Below are 18,363 nucleotides of genomic sequence, written 5' to 3'. Positions count from 1 at the left end.
ATTTGCTGGGCTCCCCTCTCCGTGGGAGAGGGGCTGGGGGTGAGGTCCTAAAAGTATCCGTTCTTCTTTCTATCCTCCATAGCCGCCTCAGATACGCGGTCATCAATTCTAGTCTGGCCGCGCTCGCTGGTGTTGGTGGCGATGATTTCGTTGATGATGTCATCTAGGGTAGAAGCGCTGGACTCAACGGCGGCGGTACAGGTCATGTCGCCCACGGTGCGGTAACGGACTACTTTGCGGGTCACCACGTCGGTTCCGTTGAGAGAAATAAACTGGTTGGTGGCCACTAAGCGGCCTTCAAACTCCAGCACTTCGCGCTCATGAGCGAAGTAGATTGACGGCAATTCTATGTTCTCGCGGCGGATGTAATTCCAGATATCCAGCTCAGTCCAGTTGCTGATAGGGAACACGCGCACATTTTCGCCTTTGTTGATTTTGCCGTTGTAGATGTTCCACAATTCGGGCCGTTGCAGCTTGGGATCCCAGGTGCCGAACTCGTCCCGCACGGAGAAAATACGTTCTTTGGCGCGGGCTTTCTCTTCGTCGCGGCGGGCCCCGCCAATGCAGGCGTCAAAGGCAAACTCCTCAATGGTGTCCAGCAAGGTGTAGGTCTGCAGGCCGTTGCGGCTGGGCAGTTTGCCTTTCTGCTCAGTGAGGCCGCGGGTTTTGATAGTGTCTTCCACGTTGCGCACAATCAGCTTCTCGCCAATCTTGTCTGCCAGGTAATCCCTGAAATCAAGGGCTTCCTGGAAGTTGTGGCCGGTATCTACGTGCACCAGCGGGAACGGGAATTTGCCGGGTCTGAAGGCTTTCAGGGCCAGATGCACCAGCACAATAGAATCTTTTCCGCCGGAAAACAACAGGGCGGGGCGCTCAAACTGACCAGCCACCTCTCTGAAAATGTGGATTGCTTCGGCCTCTAACTGGTCTAGGTAATCTAATTTATATGAACCCATTTTGGTATTTCTATCTATTTTGAAACCAGTTCCGGGGTAACCGGAGCCGGCGATTCTGACACATGTAATCCGCACTCTTTTTTGCTGCTATCTTCCCACCACCAGCGGCCCGCCCTGAAATCCTCGCCGGGCTGAATGGCGCGGGTACACGGCGCGCACCCAATGCTGATGAAGCCTTTGTCATGCAAGGTGTTGTACGGGATGTTGTGCTGTTTGATGAAGGCCATCACCTCCTCTGTAGACCAATGCAAGAGCGGGTGGAACTTGATGAGCTGGTTTCCTTCGTCCCACTCAAATTTGGGTAGGTCAGAGCGGCCTTGGGAATGCTCGGCCCGGAGGCCGGTAATCCAGACCGCGTTGCCGGCCAGGGCGCGCTTGAGCGGCTCTACCTTTCTGATGTGGCAGCAGTCTTTGCGGTTCTGGGTAGATTCATAGAAGGAGTTGGGGCCCGTGTTGTGCACAAACTCCTCCAGCTGCTCATGGTTGGGGTAATACGCCTTAATGCGGGTCTTATACGCAGCATTGGTCTTGCTCCACACGCTGTAGGTCTCGGGGAAAAGCCGGCCGGTGTCCAGCGTGAAAATGCTGATGGGGAAGACGTTCTCCAGAATCTGGTGCGAGATCACCTGATCCTCAAAGCTGAAGCTGGACGAGAACGTTACTTCACCGGGGTACAGGTTCACCAGCAGCGCGAACGTCTGGTCTATGGGTAAGCCTTCTGTCTCCTGTATAAGTTGAGACACGTGCTCTTGTTTAGAAGAGGCCATGGCAAGAAAATACGGGTAAGAAATGAATGGATGTTGGGGTGCCGCCAGGGCAATAGAAACTTGTTGACTGCCAAAGATTAGCAACAACAGCAGCAGGGGCTGCAACAGCAGAAGCGCATTCGCTCTATGTGAGATGGGTAGACCATGTAGTCTTTGTCTGGCTGTTAAGTAAGTGCTGCAAAGATAAGTACCGATTTTTATAAATCAAGTTTTCCTATCAATTTAATAGAGATTATAGAATAAAAATCTACAACCCAAACATCTGTTTTATTATCTTTCTACTAAAGAACAACAACCAACTTTAACGCTTTCGTAATGATTGAGTTTCTGTTTTAAGCCTATTTTCTGAAAAACAGCTCAAAAACAGAAAACTCCCCCTTTGTGCCGCCGCCATGCGCTCACCAGCCACAGCAAGAAAAGCCATCTTGCAAGGAATCTGGCGGCGCACCGCAGGAACAAAAAATTTCGTTTCTAACCAGTTCATTTCCCATCAAAGCCTCTCAAGGCTGCAGATATAGGGAAAGCATTTCCTAATTCCCCATTCTTAATTCCTTTGGGGCGTGCCCCTGCGGGTCGGGCTATGCGCTGCAAGTCCTCGCTCACGCTGCGGGCTTTCCGCTGCTATCCCTCACGCAGTTCTGTTTTAGGCCTCCTTTCCAAAAAGCAGCTTAAAAACACCCACTCCAGACTCAGGACTCAGGACTCAGAACTATTCTGGTTACCTTTGCCGCTTCATTCTCCCGCACCCATGCACACGCTTCACCAACTTGAGTCTGGCCAGTTAAAAGGCACCAAAACGCTTAAACTTTCCTGCGGCCTCACCCATCTGCCTCAGGAGACACGCACCCTGGCTCAGACCCTGGAAGTGCTGGATCTTTCTGGGAACCAGCTCACCGCGTTACCAGACTGGATGGCCGAATTGACAAACCTGCGCATTTTGTTTTGCTCCAACAACCCCTTCACCACATTCCCGGCGGTGCTGGGTCAATGCCCTAAGCTAGAGATGATCGGGTTCAAAGCCTGCCGCCTCACCACCGTCCCTGAAGGTGCGCTGCCGCCCTCGCTCCGCTGGCTCACCTTGACAGACAACCAGATCACCCAACTACCCGCCTCCATTGGCCAGTGCACCCGCCTCCAGAAATGCCTGCTGGCGGGAAATAGATTAACACGCCTGCCGGCCGAAATGGCCCAGTGCCAGCATCTGGAACTGCTGCGTATCTCTGCCAACCACCTCACTGCACTGCCTGACTGGCTTTTCTCCCTGCCCCGCCTCTCCTGGCTGGCCTTTGCCGGCAATCCGTGCCAAAACGCCCAACCGCTTCAGGAGCACCTGCTGGAAATATCTTGGGAAGAGCTAACCTTTGAAGAACAACTTGGTGAAGGCGCCTCTGGCATTATTTCCCGGGCGCGTTGGCACCACAAACCCACAGAACAACTCCCTGCACAAGTGGCGGTGAAGGTGTTCAAGGGCGAAGTGACCAGTGACGGGTTTCCGCAAGATGAAAGGCAGGCGTGCATGGCCGCTGGCGATCACCCCAATCTGGTACAGGTGCTGGGCAAAATCACCCAACATCCGGCGCAGAAGCAGGGGCTGGTGTTCAGATTGATCCCGCAGGGCTACCGCAACTTAGGCGGCTCGCCCAGCTTTGAGACCTGCACCCGGGATGTATTTGCAGCTGGCACGGCTTTCAGTTTGCAGGAGGTGTTAAAGATTACCAGCGGCATTGGGGCTGCGGCCGCTCACCTGCACGCCCGCCACCTTCTGCATGGTGATCTGTATGCGCACAACACGCTGGTGGATGACACTGGGCACGCGCTGTTCGGGGATTTCGGCGCAGCCACCCTTTATAAGAACCTTTCAACCGAGCAAGCCGCCCTTCTGGAACGCATAGAGGTGAGGGCTTTTGGGTATTTGTTAGAAGATCTGCTCACGCATTTGGCCCCGGCAGAGGTTTCTCAGGCGCAGGCGCTCTTTCAATTACAGCAGGCTTGCCTGCAGCCAGAGCCCCTTGCCAGGCCAGGCTTTGCCACTATTTCTGCCGTTTTGGGTGCCTTAGCCGGGTAACGCAGGCGAAAAAAAGTCACAGCAGAGTGCCTGTCTACTACTCCCTGGGCGCCTCCGCCAGGCGTCTTTTTGCGCGCAGAAAAAGGTTCTGAGGCATAAAGAGAAGACACACAGCGAGTTTCTCAAAAACAGTACCCGCCCGGAGCAAAGACGGCTTCCCCCGCGCCCGGCCAACTCCCCTGCAGGGCATGAAAGGGGTTTTGTGATTTCCTGTTTTGGGGCTGTTTTGGCCAAAACAGCCCCAAAACAGGAGGGAATACCGCCGTCTGTAAAAATTAGGAAACCTCTATACGTCTAAAACGGTACATGTTAGTTCAAGCGCCGGCAGGCAACCCCGGTGCCCGAACAAAAACCATATGGCGAAGCACACCTATGACATGGGGCTGATTGGCAACTGTGCCTATCTGGCTCTTATTCACAAAGACACCAACATTGAATGGCTCTGCTGGCCCCGCTTTGACAGTAGCTTCATCTTCGGGCCCATGATGGACCGGGAAAAAGGCGGTGAGTACTCGATCAAGCCAGACACAGACCACTTCTCGTCGCACCAATACTACACAGAGAACACCAACATTCTCTGTACCGAGATTTCCTGTGAAGAAGGCTCTTACCGGGTCACGGACTTCGCACCGCGTTTCAGGCAGCACCAGCGCTATTACAAACCGCTCATGCTGATCAGGAAGGTAGAGCCGCTGGCGGGTTCGCCGCGTATCAAGGTCACCTGCCGCCCCGTGGGCAACTACGGGCAGCTGGAGCTCAAGCGCCGCCGCAGCAGCAACCACATCTCGTTCAGAGGCCTTGACGAGGAGGTACGCCTCACCACCAACGCCTCGCTCAGCTATATTCTGGAAGACCAGTATTTTGTCTTGAATGAGACCATTTACCTGGTGCTGACGTATGGCGCGCCGCTGGAGGCCCGTCTGGAAAGCACCGCTGAGGAGTTCCTGAGCCAGACTACGCGCTACTGGCGCATGTGGGTGAAGAACACCAGCATCAGCAACTTCTTCCAGGAACAAGTCATCCGTTCGGCCTTGGCCCTCAAAATTCACCAGTACGAAGACACGGGCGCCATCATTGCGTCACCAACCACCAGCCTACCGGAACACCCCGGCTCCGGCCGTAACTGGGACTACCGCTTCTGCTGGATGCGCGACACGTATTACATCCTGAACGCGTTCAACAACATTGGGCACTTTGAGGAGATGGAGCGGTATTTCCATTTCATTGCCAACATCACGGCCAAAGATACCCAGCGCTACCAGCCGCTTTACTCCATCAGTGCGCAGAGCAAGCTCACTGAGATTGAACTGGAGCTGGACGGTTACCTGGGCAACAAACCCGTGCGCATAGGCAATGACGCTTACACCCACATCCAGAATGACGTGTATGGGCAGATTCTGGTGGCGCTGCTGCCGCTGTACGTTGACCGCCGTTTCAATGACGCCGAGCGCATAGAATCACAGAAGCTGATCTACAAGACGCTGTACAAGATACGCGATACCATGAACGAGCCGGACGCCGGCCTGTGGGAGTTCCGTGATTTTGCGCAGTACCATTGTTATACGTACCTGTTCCACTGGGCCGGGGCCGCCGCCGCCCGCAGTGCCGCCCGCTACATGGGAGATGAGCAGCTGGGCCAGTTGGCCAACGACCTCATGCAGCAGGCCGCGGCCAAGATTGAGGAGTGCTTTGACCCGGCGCAGGGCGTGTACACGCAGGCCATCGGGAAAAACCACATGGACGCCAGCACGCTGCAGCTCATCATGATGCACTATCTGGACCCCGCCTCTGAGCGCGCCAAAACGCACTTGGCAGCCATGGAAAAGGAACTGAAAACCCCAGAAGGTCTCTTTTACCGCTACAAGCACGCAGATGACTTTGGCGTGCCGCAAAGCACTTTCCTGATCTGCGCGTTCTGGTACATTGAGGCCCTGGCCTGCGTGGGCCGCGTAGACGAAGCCATTTTTGAGTTTGAGAACATTCTGAAATACTCGAACCACCTGGGCTTGTTGAGCGAAGACGTGGATTCCCGTGACGGCAGCCAGTGGGGGAACTTCCCGCAGGCCTACAGCCACGTGGGGCTGCTCAACGCCGCCTACCGCATCTCCAAACGTCTGGATAGACCGTCCTTTCTGTAGATGCTTAGCTTCTGAAAAGCATAGTTGACAAGAAAAAGCTCCTGCTAGAAATGGCAGGAGCTTTTTCCGTTTCTGGCCTATTTTGGCCAAAACAGCCCGAAAACGGAAACTGCGGTATTCCTTCTCCCCCTGGGAGAAGGCTAGGATGAGGGCGAGGCGGTTCCAGTTGTAACTGCAGTTGGCACAGACGCTCGCAGGTCCTCCGGACGCTACGAGGTCTTAATGAAATGTTGATTATTAAAAACGAAAGCACTGGCGCGAGCTTGCAGCTCGTGCCAGTAGAATGAATGAGTAAACATGAATTTGTATTACTGGCTAAAGCCGAAAGATTCATGCAGTTTCTCTTAGGCAAATTGTCTTACCAGTAGAACGGCCTTACCCTCCTAACCTTCTCCCTTTGGGAGAAGGAACTCCGTGGTTTTCTGTTTTCGGGCTGTTTTGGAGAAAACAGCCCGAAAACAGAAAACCCTGTGAGGTTTGGGAAACCTCACAGGGTTTGGACTACATCATGCTACAAATGTCTACTGCGACTGAAATTAGAGCATGTTTACATTTTCCTTCTGCGCTGCAAACGGGTATCAAAAGAACCTGACTTTGCCATTTTCTCGCACCATAGCGGGGCGTATGCTGCTCAAAAATCGCTTCGCCAGAACCTTGTGCTCCCCATTTTCGCCTGCAAAATCAAAATGTAAACAAGCTCTTAGTAAACAATAATCAGCAATGAACCATTAGCATTTCCTTAACAAAGCGACTTGAGCAGTTTGCGCACGTCATTGCTGCCGTCTACATTGAAGCGGGCGTTGGAGCGTTCATTGCCTACTTTAATGCTGAAGGCCTCTTTGGGCATGGCCTGGAACATGTCTTCGTCTGTGCGGTCATCGCCAATAGACAGGATAAAGTCATGCGGGTGCTGTTCCAGCCAGCGGGCGGTGGCCACGCCTTTGTTAACTTCCACGTTTTTGATCTCCACAATCTTATCGCCCTCCATGACCTGCAGGTTAATGTTGGCGGCTATGAACAGGAGATAGTTGCTGAGTTCACGGGCGCGCAGTTCGGCCAGTGTGCGGTCTACCTTGCGGTAATGCCACACCAGGGAAAAATCTTTTTCTTCTATAAACGAGCCTGGGGTACGGTCTACGTGCAGCTCCAGAATAGGCCTCACTTCTGCTTTCCAGCTGTCACTGAGGTGTTGCAGCATTTCCCACTGGCCGTTCTGCTCCCGTGACCAAACACCGTGCTCGGCAATAAAGGCTACCGGCAGGTGCCCCAGCCATTTCTCCAGCGTATGGCGGTCGCGGCCGCTCACAATCACCACCTGGTTCTCTGGGTTCTGGGTAAGGCAGGTTAACGTTTCCAGCAGTTCCTGGTCTGGGAACGCCGCGTTAGGATCTTTCTTGAAGGGACTTAATGTGCCGTCATAGTCCAGGAACAGCATGCGCTGATGTGACTTTTTAAAGCTTTCCAGCAGTTGGGCACTCTCCTCTTTAGAAAGCGACTCAGTGGCCATTGCCTTTTGCTTTTCCTTGATGTACTCCAGCCGGTTCATGAAAATGCTCACCCAATGGTGTATGTTGTAGCGCTGCACAATCTCCTGCATGTGCTCCATGCGCGTGATCTGCTCCTCTTCGGGCATCAACAAGGCTTCTCTGATGGTGCGCACCATCTGCCCCAGATCATTGGGGTTGATGAGCAGGGCGTCTGCCAGCTCTCTGGAGGCACCTGCCATTTCGCTTAAGATCAGCACGCCTTTCCGGTCTACCTTGCTGGCAATGTATTCTTTGCAGACCAGGTTCATGCCATCCCGCATAGGCGTGACCAAGGCAATGTCTGCCACGCTGTACAGCGCCGAAAGTTCTTCAATGGGGAACGAGCGGTAGAAATATTGAATGGGGGTCCAGGTGATGGTGCGGTAAGAGCTGTTAATACGGCCCACCAGTTCATCAATGGTCTCCTTAAGTTGCTTGTACATCTCCACCTGGTCCCGAGACGGCACCACCAGCATAGACAGCGTTACCTTGCCGTGAAAATCTGGGTTTTCCTTCAGGAACAACTCAAAGGCTTGCAACCTTTGCGGAATCCCCTTGGAGTAGTCCAGGCGGTCAATAGACAGGATAATGCGCTGCTCCTGCAAGGCTTCGCGGTATTCGGCAATTTTGGCGTGGGTTTCTTCTGACGTGGCCAGGCTGGCGTACTTGTCATAGTCAATCCCCATGGGGAACGCATCTACCATGATGTTCCGGAACCCGTTGTCTATAAGCCCCTGCGAAGTGTTCAGCCCCACAATACGGCTCACGGAACTGAGGAAGTGACGCGCGTCATCATAGGTATGAAACCCGATCAGATCTGCGCCCAGCATGCCCTGTAGCAGTTGCTCCCGCCAAGGCAGTAATCTGAAAACCTCAAAGGACGGGAACGGGATATGCTGGAAAAACCCGATGGTGCTCTCCGGCATCTGCTCCCTAAGCATGGCCGGTAGCAGCAGCAACTGGTAATCATGCACCCAGATAGTGTCACCGGCAGAGGCCAGCTCCATGACCGCCTCACAGAACTTCTGGTTCACCCGCTGGTAGGCCTCCCAGTAGGTGTCCTCATACACTGCGTACTGGCTGAAGTAGTGAAACGTAGGCCACAGCGTCTCATTGCTGAACCCCTCGTAAAAGTCCCTGATCTCCCCTTCTGTAAGGTAGACAGGGTGCATGCTTTGCTGATGAAGGTCTTGCCGCACCTGCTTTTTCTCTGAGTCTTCCTCAAAGTAGGTGCCGGGCCAGCCAATCCAGACGTTGTCGCCTTGTTTGTAGATAGATCCCAAACCGGTAGCCAAGCCACCCTCGCTTGACTCATATGCCAAGCCTTCTTCTGTTCTCTGTACTTTGATAGGCAGCCGGTTGGAGATGATAATGGTTTTGGGCATAGTAGGTTGGATTTAATGGAAAATAAGTGGGAGCCCCAGGCAACGGTTTCGTTTTGCCTTTCAGGAATAATTCCCTAAACAGCCCCACCTGCTCTTATGTATGGGTTTACTGGTTTGGGTAAGCTTTTGTTGGTTAATATTCAAATATTAATATATAAAAAGACGCTTAAAAACGGCCCCAGCCCGTAGTGAAAAGTAACCTTTCTCCTGCTTGGCGGGTAAGCATGAACTTGTATTTGAACAGGTCAACAGGAATGATTGAAGAAATTAAACACTTTACCCTAGACCACTTTCCCCATTTTCTGCAAGGTGCCGGCGTCATAGCGGGGGCTATCATGGTAGGCATCATTATCAAGTGGCTGATCTTTAAGGTCCTTTCCACCTATCAGCACTGGTTCCCCCATGTTTGGGTAGAGGCTATTCTCAGAAAACTCAGCAAACCTGTTTCTTACCTCATGCCCCTGCTGGCGCTGGGCGCTGCCCTGCCCTTGCTGCCGTTGACCCCAGAGGCGCGGGAAGTCTTCAGGCGGGTCATGGAAATCTCCCTCACCGTGGTGTTTGCCTGGTTCCTGATTGGGTGGGTAAACGTGGTTCAGTACCAGATCAGAAAGAAGCACCAGCTGGACAAGGCAGACAACATCAAAGAGCGGCGGCTCTTCACCCAGCTCCAGTTCATCAGGCGGATGGCCATTATCCTGATTGTGTTCCTGGCCGCCTGCCTTATCCTGATGAGTTTCCCAACGGTGCGTAAAATTGGTACGGGTCTGGTGACCTCTGCCGGGATTGCGGGCGTGATCTTGGGCTTTGCGGCCCAGAAATCGTTGGGGAACCTGCTGGCGGGTTTTCAGCTGGCCTTCACGCAGCCTATGCGCCTGGATGATGTGCTGGTGGTGGAGAACGAGTGGGGCCGCGTAGAGGAAATCACCCTCACCTACGTGGTCATGCGCCTCTGGGACCAGCGCCGACTGGTGTTGCCCATCAACTACTTTATAGAGAAGCCTTTCCAGAACTGGACGCGCACCAACGCTGAGTTGCTGGGCACCGTTTTCCTGTACCTGGATTATACCGCCCCCATAGAAGCGTTGCGCGAAGAACTCACCCGCATCTTAAAAGAAACCCACCTCTGGGACGGCCGCGTGGGCATACTGCAGGTCACCGACTCCAAGGAAAGAACCTTAGAATTGCGCGCCCTGGTCAGTGCCCGAGATTCTGGGTCTGCGTATGACCTGCGCTGCTTTGTGCGGGAGAAGCTGGTAGATTTCGTACAGAAAAACTACCCGGAGTGCCTGCCTCTCAACAGAACCATTCTGCCCGCCGGCACAGATCCTGCTGTAGCGTAATTGGTGGCTGGTTTTGTTCTATTTTTCTGGTTGCTTTGGGCCAGATAGAAAGATCTGTTTTTCGCTTATTTTTAGGAAAACATGCCGAAAACGCTTTCTGGTGATCCTGAGCATTCTTGAGGCGGGAGCCGAAGAGAGCTAGGCGTAGCTACTGAAGGATCTAACGGAGAAGTGTTTGCCTTTGCGTAGTCTGCTGTTCCCTAGGCTGTGCCGCTGTTGGCAATGCCTCACTGGCTGTTCTGTTTCACCTCTTCCGGTAAGCGCTCACGGCCGCGGGGCCCCGTCCTGCCGGCTCGCACTGCTGTTAAAACTACGCCTTTGGCGTTGCCTTCGGCACCGTATTAACAGAGGCGCTCACCCCCAGGACTGGTTTCTGTTCCTTTCCTGAGCAGCTTGTCTGCTGGGTCTGCTTTAGCAGGTCACTGCTGCTGTCCCGCTAGCCTGTGGCGAGCCCGTGCTGCGCACATCAGTCGGGGGCATGGGTGGTGGAATGTCTGTGGTTGACGGTTAGTGGCTGCTGCTGCTGCTGGAAGTGACTTCAGCAGCTGGCGCGAGTCTCCAGACTCGTGCCTACAGATGATGGGGAGTCTCTGACTACCCTCGCTGCCCGGCAGCGAAACCACGCGTTTCAGATGCACCTTTTGCTGGTTCAAGTTTCCGACTTGGACCCACCATGGCGGAAGCTTGAAGCTTCCATGTGGCGAAGCCTCAAAGAGCGCTACCAGCTACTCCCCCTTTGAAGGGGGTGAAGGGGGATGTTTACACCAGCAGGTTCACGCATTCCCGAGAACTCCCCTCCAGGGAAGGATAGGGGTGGGTTTGTTACAGCTGCCACCGCTTTACCGCCTGCTCAAAAGACCTCACAGGTTTTAAAAACCTGTGAGGTCTATGCCATTTCCCGTTTTCAGCCTTTTTTCAGAAAAACAGCCCGAAAACAGGAATGCTTACCACCCTACGGCTCCCCTACTCCTTATAGGGGTCATACACATCTTCGCCCGCCATGGCCACGCCCAATGGGCGAAGGGTGTGCAGAACTTTGATGGTGTTGCCCTGGTATTTCAAGACGTCCTCCAGTTTTTTGTAAGCCTCGGGGGCTTCATCGGCGCCTGCGCCGCGAAGTTCTATGCGTTTTTCTTTCATGCGCTGCTGCACGGCGTCAAAATCTACCAGGCCCGGGGAGACAACGGTTTTGCGCTTCACACCTTTGGCGTCTCTGATCCATTTGGTCTTGCCCGCGGCGGCCCGTCGGCTGAGCAGGCGGCCCGCGCCGTGTACGGTAGAATATAGTCCGCGCACGGACAGCTCACTTTCCACGCCTTCAATGATGACCGAATTGTCAAACATGTTGGCGCCAATGAACCCTTTCTGGCCCGGAAACGCGGGCGTACAGCCTTTGCGAACTACCCAGTAGTCTTCGCCCTGGTGGCGCTCAAACCACGCGAAGTTGTGGTGGTTGTGAATGACTTCGGTGGCGGTGCCACCCAGAATGTGCAGCACGTTCTCTACCACAATGTCTCTGCCCGCGTAGGCGTATTCGCCCGCCAGGGCCATGGCGGCAATGTAGTCCTGCCCAATTTCTGAGTCAATGTCAAAGAGAATGGGCGGACCGTCCATGCCGCTTTCACGGGCTTTGTCAAAGAAGCTTCCGCCCTGTGAGAGGGCAATGAACCCGGAGGCGGTCTTGTGCCCAAACCCGCGGGACCCGAAGTGCACGCCAATCCAGAGGTAGCCTTTCTCGTCTTCAAAGAGGTCAATGAAGTGGTTTCCGCTGCCCACGGTGCCCAGCTGCTCGGCGGCCAGTTTTCTGAGTTCGCGCTGCGGTTTGAACTCTGCCTTCTTGATGTGCTCCAGCACGGGGTGGTCCACGCGCTTGGGATTGGGCCGCCCCACGCCAAAGCCAATGGTCTTCATGATCTCGTCCATGACGCGGGCAATGTTCACGTCACGGGCCATGATATCAGTTCTAACCGCCTTGTTTCCGCAGCCAATGTCAAACCCCACGCCAGAGAGCGAAACTTTGTTTTTGTAGGCCACGGCGCCACCTATGGGGTGGTTGTAGCCGTAGTGGGCATCTGCGGTGAGCACGCCAATGTCTTCTGGCCCCACGCAGCGTTTGATCTGGTTTATAGCGCTCTGGTCAATGATTTCCTCGCCAAAGATGGTGATGTTGTTTTCTACGGTAGCCATGGCCTTGTCTGGTTGGTCGCTTCTTCTATACGGAATTTCAAGATGCCGTTTTCGGCTTGTTTTCAGAAAAACAGGCCGAAAACAGAAAGAAAGGATGGTCCAGCTGGGATTAGTCAATGCTTTTGAACCCACCCATACCCCTTTAAGGAGCAGGGCCGTTTTATTCTACGCATTTCTAGTGATCTGCAGGTTTCGCCATGCCTTCTTTTGAGGCTTTCGCCTCACTGAAGTTGAAAACTTCAGTCTAAAGTAGGTCCAAGTTGGAAACTTGAACCAGAAAAGTTTAGAATGAAACGGCCCTGCTCCAGGTAGGGGAATTCTGCCCGAGTGCGAAAATTTCCTTTCTTGGAGGGGTAGACACTTCTTGCCTCGGCATTTACCATTTTTATCTCGCAACTTGGGTTATGGACACAAAAAAAGGGGAAGCCTATGCCTCCCCTTTCTCTTTCCGTTGAGCGGTTCTGATTATAATCCGCCGCGGGTGCCACCGGTTTTCTCACCTTCGTGGCCTTTTACTTTCACTACTTTGTTGTACAATCCTAACAACAGGAACGGGGCTGGCCACTGGCCTACGAACAACGCCTCATCATCTTTTTTCATGATTTTCAGCGTAGCTGAAACCGCCATGGAGCCTAGTGCTGCCCACAGGAACAGGTCAGAAGGAAGTTTAGCGGTATACTCTTCTATTGTTCTGGCTACTGGTCCTTCTCTGTGCTCTGGGTTGAAGTTGTCTGCAGCGTCTTTTACATCTTGTGCTTTTGCCATAGTTTTATTTGCGTTTAAAGTTTTCAATCCCCTATGAAAACGAATAAACGGCGGGAGGGTTTACCTAAATTTCACAAGTCTTCTTCCTGAACAGCAACCAGATCAACCTTTGCATCTTTTCAGCCTGATTTCTGTTTTGGAGCTGTTTTCTCAAAAACAGCCCCAAAACGCAGAAGCCCCACCAAACCGGTGAGGCTTCTGTGCGAAGTAGAAAAATGTAACTCTATTTAAGGCCATTTTTATTTGTCCTCCTAAAAGACCTTGCTAGAGAACGGTAGTTGCTGTTCCTAAAAGCGTTTACAGTTCGCCCACAAGATCCTTTCAGGATGACAAATAATATAGTTATTGGCTTTGGTTACTTCTTAGGCAGTTCCTGCAAGAGAACTTCCACGGCTTTCTCCAGCTGCTGGTCACGCCCTTGCGCGACGACGGCGGGATCATTGGCCACCAGATAATCAGGCTCCAGCTGCGAATTCTCCAGGAACTTGCCGCCGCCCAGCGTGCGGTACCCAATCTGCGGGATCCCGAAGACCATGGTAGGATCAATCAAGGTTTCCCACCACACAAACGTACCCGTTCCGGCCACGGGCGTGCCCACGGTTTTGCCAATGCCCAGCTCCTTGTAGAGTACCGGGAAAATGTGGGCGTCTGAGTAGTTGGCCTCATTCATGACCACAATTGAAGGCTTGGTCCATTTGTTGCGGGGCTCATCACTCAGGTGCTGGCCGCGCGGGCTGAACTGGGCGTACTGCTTGGTGTTCAGGAAGCTGATAAGATCATCATGCAAGTTGCCCCCGCCGTTGGCGCGGGTGTCTACAATCAATGCTTCTTTGGTGGCGTTTTTGCCTAGGGCCTCCTCATACACGGTGCGGTAGCTGGCGTCATTCATGCCCCTGATGTGCACGTAGCCCAATCTTCCGCCCGAGAGGCGGTCAACCTCTTTGCGGCGGTTCTCCACCCAGCGCTGGTACAGCAGTTCGTTCAGTTCACCGCCGTTAATGGGCTTTACCGTTTCTTCCCAGCGCTTCTTGGTTTTCTCGTCATACAAAGACACCAGCGTGAATTTGCCCGCTTTGCGGTTCAGGAGCTGGTCAAAGTCAGTGTTGTCTTCAAGGATCTGGCCGTCAATTTTCTCCACAATCACCCCCGCTTTCACTTTGGAGCTGGCACGGTCAAACGGACTCAGGTTGATCACTTCTTTCACCTTCAAACCCGCGCCCGAATACTGCTCATCAAAGAACAGCCCCAAAGAGGCGGTGGCGTCTGCGTTGGCTTGTCTGTGACTGTAGCGACCGCCTGTGTGCGAGGCGTTTAGTTCACCCAGCAGCTCACTCAGCACATCTGCGAAGTCATAGTTGTTGGTGATGTGCGGCAGGAACTGGCGGTAATTCTCTGTGTAGAATTTCCAGTCTACGCCGTGCAGGTCTGTCACGTAGAATTTCTGCTCCAGTTCCCTGATCACGTGGTCATACATGTAGGCGCGCTCAGCGGCGGCGTTCAGGTTCATCTCCCCGTTCACGCGCACCATTTCCTGTTTCCCGTTCTCGGTGTCCAGTTTTAGAATCTTGCCTTCAGTGAGTACAAACAGGTTTTTTCCGTCTTTAGAGAGCGTCATTTCTCCGCCGCGGGTGCCCAGTTTGGCCAGCAGTTTGGTGTCATTGTCGCGCAGGTTGGTCACCCACAGGTCATAGCCTTTCTCGAAGCGGCTCAGGTAGAACAGCCTATCGCCTTTCAGGGACACCACGGCATCTGAAATGTCTGAGGAAGTGGCCGTGAGACGGGCTTTGCGGTACGGCAGGTTGTCTAGCTCCAAGGCCATGCCGGCGGGCGCCGATGTTTTGCTTGTTTCCCCTTTCTTGCCTTTGCCCTTGGTTTTACCCTTTGGTTCTGCTGTTTCTTCCGGCCCTTTAGACTCCGCTTCGCGCTTCTCCAGATCCTCCAGCAGTGAGTAGTCTTCTTTGCTCAGTTTGAAGCGGTCAAACGCGTCTTGGGTGGTGAACAGCGCATAGATGTCACCGGTGCCCGAGTTATTGCCGTTGCCCCTGAGGCCTTCGCGGTTGGAGTAGTAGATGATCATCTTGCCACCCGCCATCCATCTGGGGCCGTTTTCATAATAGCCGCTCTGGGTGAGGTTCATCACGTTGCCGTTTCCGGAGGCAGAAATCAACCCCACCTCAGACAGCCACTGCTTGGGCTGGTTGTACTGCACCAGAAACCACTTTCCGTCTGGCGACCATTTGTAATCCTGATCACCGTCTGCGTAAGAATAGTTGTTGGCGTTGGCCAGGATGGTACGCACCTGTTTGCTGGCTTTGTTCACCACTTTCAGGTTTACGCGGTCCTCCAGATACGCCACCTCCTTGCCGTCTGGTGAGTAGGTAGGCTGGAATTCCTCGGTTGGCGTGGCAATCACGGTCTCCTCTTTCAGGAGCGTAGAGGCGTAGAAATAAGGCTCAGCGGCGCGCACCAGGCTGGTTTCATAGATGTTCCAGCTGCCGTTGCGCTCGCCCGCGTACAGAATCTTGCGCCCGTCGGGCGAAAAGCTCACGCTGCGTTCCTGCTCTGGGGTGTTGGTGATGCGTTTGGTGATGCCGCCCTCCACAGAGCTTACAAAGACTTCGCCCCGGTTTACAAACACCACCTCTTTGCCGTTGGGTGACACCTGCATCTCGGTCATTCCGCCCGAAATGGGCAGCACCGTCTCTGGGTTTGACCTGATACCAGAATATAGCTGAATGGCCACTTTCTGCGGCTGTCCGCCTTGTTTTAAAGTGTAGATTTCGCCGTTGTAAGTAAACGAAAGCGTTCCGTCTTTGGCGCCGCTCAGGTGCCGCACCGGGTGTTTGCTGAAATTGGTGACCGCCGTGCTCTGCTTAGGGTTCTGCAGGCTCATCTTGCGCACATTGAACGTGCCGTTGGGCTGCTCACTCAGGTAAAACAGCTCCTGCCCGTTCGGCCCGAAAACGGGTTGACGGTCCTCGCCTATGTTCTCAGTGAGTTTGGTGTGCTGCTTGGTTTTGGTGTTGTACACCCAAAGGTCACGCGCCGTGGAAGAGGTCTGGTGCTTTCTGAGGTTATTCTCAAAGCTCTTCTTGTCCTGGTACACCAGCATTTCGCCGTTGGCGCTGTAGCGGGCGGCCTCTGCGGGCGTGGTCAAGACCATGGCGTTGCGCCCGCCGCCTAACGAAACCGTGTACAGCTCAGGGAAAGCCCCAGAAGGGAATAAGGCATTGGCCGCAGCGTCTACCCGTGAAGAGGAGAAAATCACGTTTTTGCCGTCCGGCGTGAAATCTGAAGGCACGTCACTGGCTGAATGGAAAGTTAACCGCTTGCCTTCGCCGCCCTGGGCGGGCATCACAAACACGTCAAAGTTGCCGTAGCGGTCTGAGGCAAAGGCAATCTGCTTTCCGTCTGGCGACCACACGGGGTTGAACTCATAGCCCTCGTGCATGGTGAGCGGCGTGGCATTTCCGCCCGCGGCGGCTACCTTGTATAAATCTCCCTGGTAACTGAAGACAATGGTCTGCCCGTCGGGCGAAATGGCTGGGGTGTTTAACCACAGCGGTGTCTGGGTCTGGGCCATGGCACCCACGCTGCTGGCGCAGCAGAAGGCCAACACGGCAAGAAACCGCTTTTTCATAAAGTAAAGGGCTTGTTTGTTAGATTGGAATACTAAATATACCAAACAGGCGGGGCAATTCAAACAGGCGGCGGCAGTGATGGCAGTTGCGCGATGGATGCATTCCCGTTTCCGGGCTGTTTTCTGAAAAACAGCCCGGAAACGCATTAGGTAAAAATAGGGAACGGTATTGCTGATAGGTAGAGACCAGGCACCGCCTCGTCTCCCACGCATTGCAGATCTATTTTCACCAGCGGTAGTGACCTGTGTTTAAAGCAGGCAAGGTTTCATACATTAACCAGCAGGTGGGACAGGTCGTGGCCTGTCTGTCCAGCATTTGGGGTAGTGGGATGTAAGAGATGAAATAAGGATTCAGGAATGCGTGGAGACGAGGCGGTGCCTGGTCTCTACGGGGTTAAATGCGTTTTGGGCCTGTTTTCTGAAAAACAGGCCCAAAACTGACTCAAGACTCAGAACTCTGTCTACAGCTTCCCTTTCATGCCCTCCATGAAACAGTGGCGGCAGCGGGCCTCATATGAGTCGGTTTCGCCCAGAAGCACCTTCTCCTGTGACACCGCGTTGCGGAAGGAGTATGAGGCAATGTCCCCGCACTGCACGCAGACGGCATGCACTTTGGTCACGTATTCGGCCACGCCCATGAGCGCGGGCATAGGCCCGAAGGGTTTGCCCAAATAGTCCATGTCCAGACCGGCCACAATCACCCGGATGCCGTTGTTGGCCAGGTGCACGCAGACCTCGGTGATGGCTTCATCAAAGAACTGGGCCTCATCTACGCCCACCACGTCACAGCCGCTGGCCAGCAGCAGCATGTCATTGGCAAACTGAATTGGGGTAGACCGTATGGCCGTGGCGTTGTGCGACACCACGTCTTCCTCATGGTAGCGCGTGTCAATGGCCGGTTTGAAAATTTCTACCCGCTGCCTCGCAATTTTGGCGCGGTTAAGCCTTCTGATCAGCTCCTCGGTCTTTCCGGAGAACATAGACCCGCAAATCACTTCAATCCAACCACGCTTCTGGGCCTGATGCCGGTTTCCTACCCGAGGCTCTATAAACATACCTTCTAATTAATGAGAGAATGTGTGATGGACGGAAGGAATGAATTCCTCCCATCTCAGGACGAATTTACAGCCCTATCCCCCTTTGCTAATGCACAACTTTTCCACAGAGTTATTCAATACACTCAATGACAAGAACTTATACCCCGGAAGAAGTGTCAGAAAGTAGAAAGTGTGAGAGTGAGACAATCAAAGCAATAGCTTTTCTAGTTTGCCCACTGTTCCCTAAGATCCTTTCAGGATGACAAAGAGGGTGGTTTTGGGGGTGGTTTGGGGCTACTTTCAGAAAAACAGGCTGGAAACACGCATTCAAATTAATTGGCTGCAAATTCTCTTCTTGAGGCTCCTCCTACTCTTTATCTTTTTGCACGCATTGCGTCCCCCTTTGAAGGGGGTAGGGGGATGACCAAGGCCGTTGAAGAACTGTCAGCATCAGCTAAATGAAATAGAAGATTATTCTTGGAATACGTCACTCTGCACGAGTAGATCAACACGAGTCATCATCCCCCTACCCCCTTCAAAGGGGACGCAATGCGTGC

11 protein-coding genes are annotated in these 18,363 nt (G+C 53.6%); 3 read left to right on the top strand and 8 right to left on the bottom strand.

Translation table 11 applies throughout. From position 1 onward, the window contains the following. Positions 1-47 precede the first annotated feature (47 nt). The 3 genes from cysD to FHS90_RS13590 all read right to left on the bottom strand — a co-directional run bounded on the left by cysD (position 48) and on the right by FHS90_RS13590 (position 2,207). Positions 48-956 carry a sulfate adenylyltransferase subunit CysD gene (cysD, locus tag FHS90_RS13600; RefSeq protein ID WP_182513435.1) on the bottom strand — a complete coding sequence of 303 codons (909 nt, stop codon included), beginning with the start codon at positions 954-956 and terminating at the stop codon, positions 48-50. 14 nt (positions 957-970) lie between these two features. Beyond that, positions 971-1,723 carry a phosphoadenylyl-sulfate reductase gene (locus FHS90_RS13595; RefSeq protein ID WP_066839311.1) on the bottom strand — a complete coding sequence of 251 codons (753 nt, stop codon included), beginning with the start codon at positions 1,721-1,723 and terminating at the stop codon, positions 971-973. A 301-nt stretch (positions 1,724-2,024) separates the two neighbouring features. After that, entirely contained in the window at positions 2,025-2,207 is a 183-nt protein-coding gene (locus FHS90_RS13590; protein WP_153042863.1) for a hypothetical protein, read from the bottom strand. A gap of 264 nt (positions 2,208-2,471) precedes the next feature. On the opposite strand from FHS90_RS13590, the gene FHS90_RS13585 reads away from it, so the two are divergent. Beyond that, a complete protein-coding gene (locus FHS90_RS13585; protein WP_182513434.1) occupies positions 2,472-3,788 on the top strand; it encodes a leucine-rich repeat-containing protein kinase family protein in 1,317 nt (438 codons plus the stop codon). Between the two features lie 356 nt (positions 3,789-4,144). Beyond that, positions 4,145-5,926, top strand: coding sequence for a glycoside hydrolase family 15 protein (locus FHS90_RS13580; protein ID WP_066834164.1), 1,782 nt, complete (start codon positions 4,145-4,147; stop codon positions 5,924-5,926). A 739-nt stretch (positions 5,927-6,665) separates the two neighbouring features. Here the strand turns inward: FHS90_RS13580 and FHS90_RS13575 are convergent. After that, positions 6,666-8,837, bottom strand: a complete 2,172-nt coding sequence (locus FHS90_RS13575; RefSeq protein WP_182513433.1) for a bifunctional alpha,alpha-trehalose-phosphate synthase (UDP-forming)/trehalose-phosphatase — start codon at positions 8,835-8,837, stop codon at positions 6,666-6,668. Positions 8,838-9,091: 254 nt separating this feature from the next. Here FHS90_RS13575 and FHS90_RS13570 point away from each other — a divergent pair, with 254 nt between their 5' ends. After that, entirely contained in the window at positions 9,092-10,177 is a 1,086-nt protein-coding gene (locus tag FHS90_RS13570; protein WP_246387030.1) for a mechanosensitive ion channel family protein, read from the top strand. Positions 10,178-11,140: 963 nt separating this feature from the next. On the opposite strand, the gene FHS90_RS13565 is transcribed toward FHS90_RS13570, so the two are convergent. From FHS90_RS13565 to FHS90_RS13550, 4 genes are all read right to left on the bottom strand, one after another. Next, complete coding sequence (locus FHS90_RS13565; protein ID WP_182513432.1) at positions 11,141-12,364, bottom strand: RtcB family protein; 1,224 nt, start codon at positions 12,362-12,364, stop codon at positions 11,141-11,143. 465 nt (positions 12,365-12,829) lie between these two features. Continuing rightward, positions 12,830-13,129, bottom strand: coding sequence for a hypothetical protein (locus FHS90_RS13560; RefSeq protein WP_066834170.1), 300 nt, complete (start codon positions 13,127-13,129; stop codon positions 12,830-12,832). Between the two features lie 355 nt (positions 13,130-13,484). After that, positions 13,485-16,769, bottom strand: a complete 3,285-nt coding sequence (locus FHS90_RS13555; RefSeq protein ID WP_182513431.1) for a S41 family peptidase — start codon at positions 16,767-16,769, stop codon at positions 13,485-13,487. Positions 16,770-17,230: 461 nt separating this feature from the next. Further along, complete coding sequence (locus FHS90_RS13550) at positions 17,231-17,824, bottom strand: thymidine kinase (RefSeq protein ID WP_182513430.1); 594 nt, start codon at positions 17,822-17,824, stop codon at positions 17,231-17,233. Between the last annotated feature and the right edge of the window lie 539 nt (positions 17,825-18,363).

Source organism: Rufibacter ruber, assembly GCF_014138425.1.
Lineage (GTDB): Bacteria > Bacteroidota > Bacteroidia > Cytophagales > Hymenobacteraceae > Nibribacter > Nibribacter ruber_C.
Note: the sequence above shows the minus strand (reverse complement) of the source record. Positions and strands in the feature narration are given on the sequence as shown.

Bases quoted from the DNA above. Each gene is read 5' to 3' on its own strand.
- cysD (WP_182513435.1), bottom strand. From the start codon at position 956: ATGGGTTCATATAAATTAGATTACCTAGACCAGTTAGAGGCCGAAGCA.
- FHS90_RS13595 (WP_066839311.1), bottom strand. From the start codon at position 1,723: ATGGCCTCTTCTAAACAAGAGCACGTGTCTCAACTTATACAGGAGACA.
- FHS90_RS13580 (WP_066834164.1), top strand. From the start codon at position 4,145: ATGGCGAAGCACACCTATGACATGGGGCTGATTGGCAACTGTGCCTAT.
- FHS90_RS13590 (WP_153042863.1), bottom strand. From the start codon at position 2,207: ATGAACTGGTTAGAAACGAAATTTTTTGTTCCTGCGGTGCGCCGCCAG.
- FHS90_RS13550 (WP_182513430.1), bottom strand. From the start codon at position 17,824: ATGTTTATAGAGCCTCGGGTAGGAAACCGGCATCAGGCCCAGAAGCGT.
- FHS90_RS13570 (WP_246387030.1), top strand. From the start codon at position 9,092: ATGATTGAAGAAATTAAACACTTTACCCTAGACCACTTTCCCCATTTT.
- FHS90_RS13555 (WP_182513431.1), bottom strand. From the start codon at position 16,769: ATGAAAAAGCGGTTTCTTGCCGTGTTGGCCTTCTGCTGCGCCAGCAGC.
- FHS90_RS13575 (WP_182513433.1), bottom strand. From the start codon at position 8,837: ATGCCCAAAACCATTATCATCTCCAACCGGCTGCCTATCAAAGTACAG.
- FHS90_RS13565 (WP_182513432.1), bottom strand. From the start codon at position 12,364: ATGGCTACCGTAGAAAACAACATCACCATCTTTGGCGAGGAAATCATT.
- FHS90_RS13585 (WP_182513434.1), top strand. From the start codon at position 2,472: ATGCACACGCTTCACCAACTTGAGTCTGGCCAGTTAAAAGGCACCAAA.
- FHS90_RS13560 (WP_066834170.1), bottom strand. From the start codon at position 13,129: ATGGCAAAAGCACAAGATGTAAAAGACGCTGCAGACAACTTCAACCCA.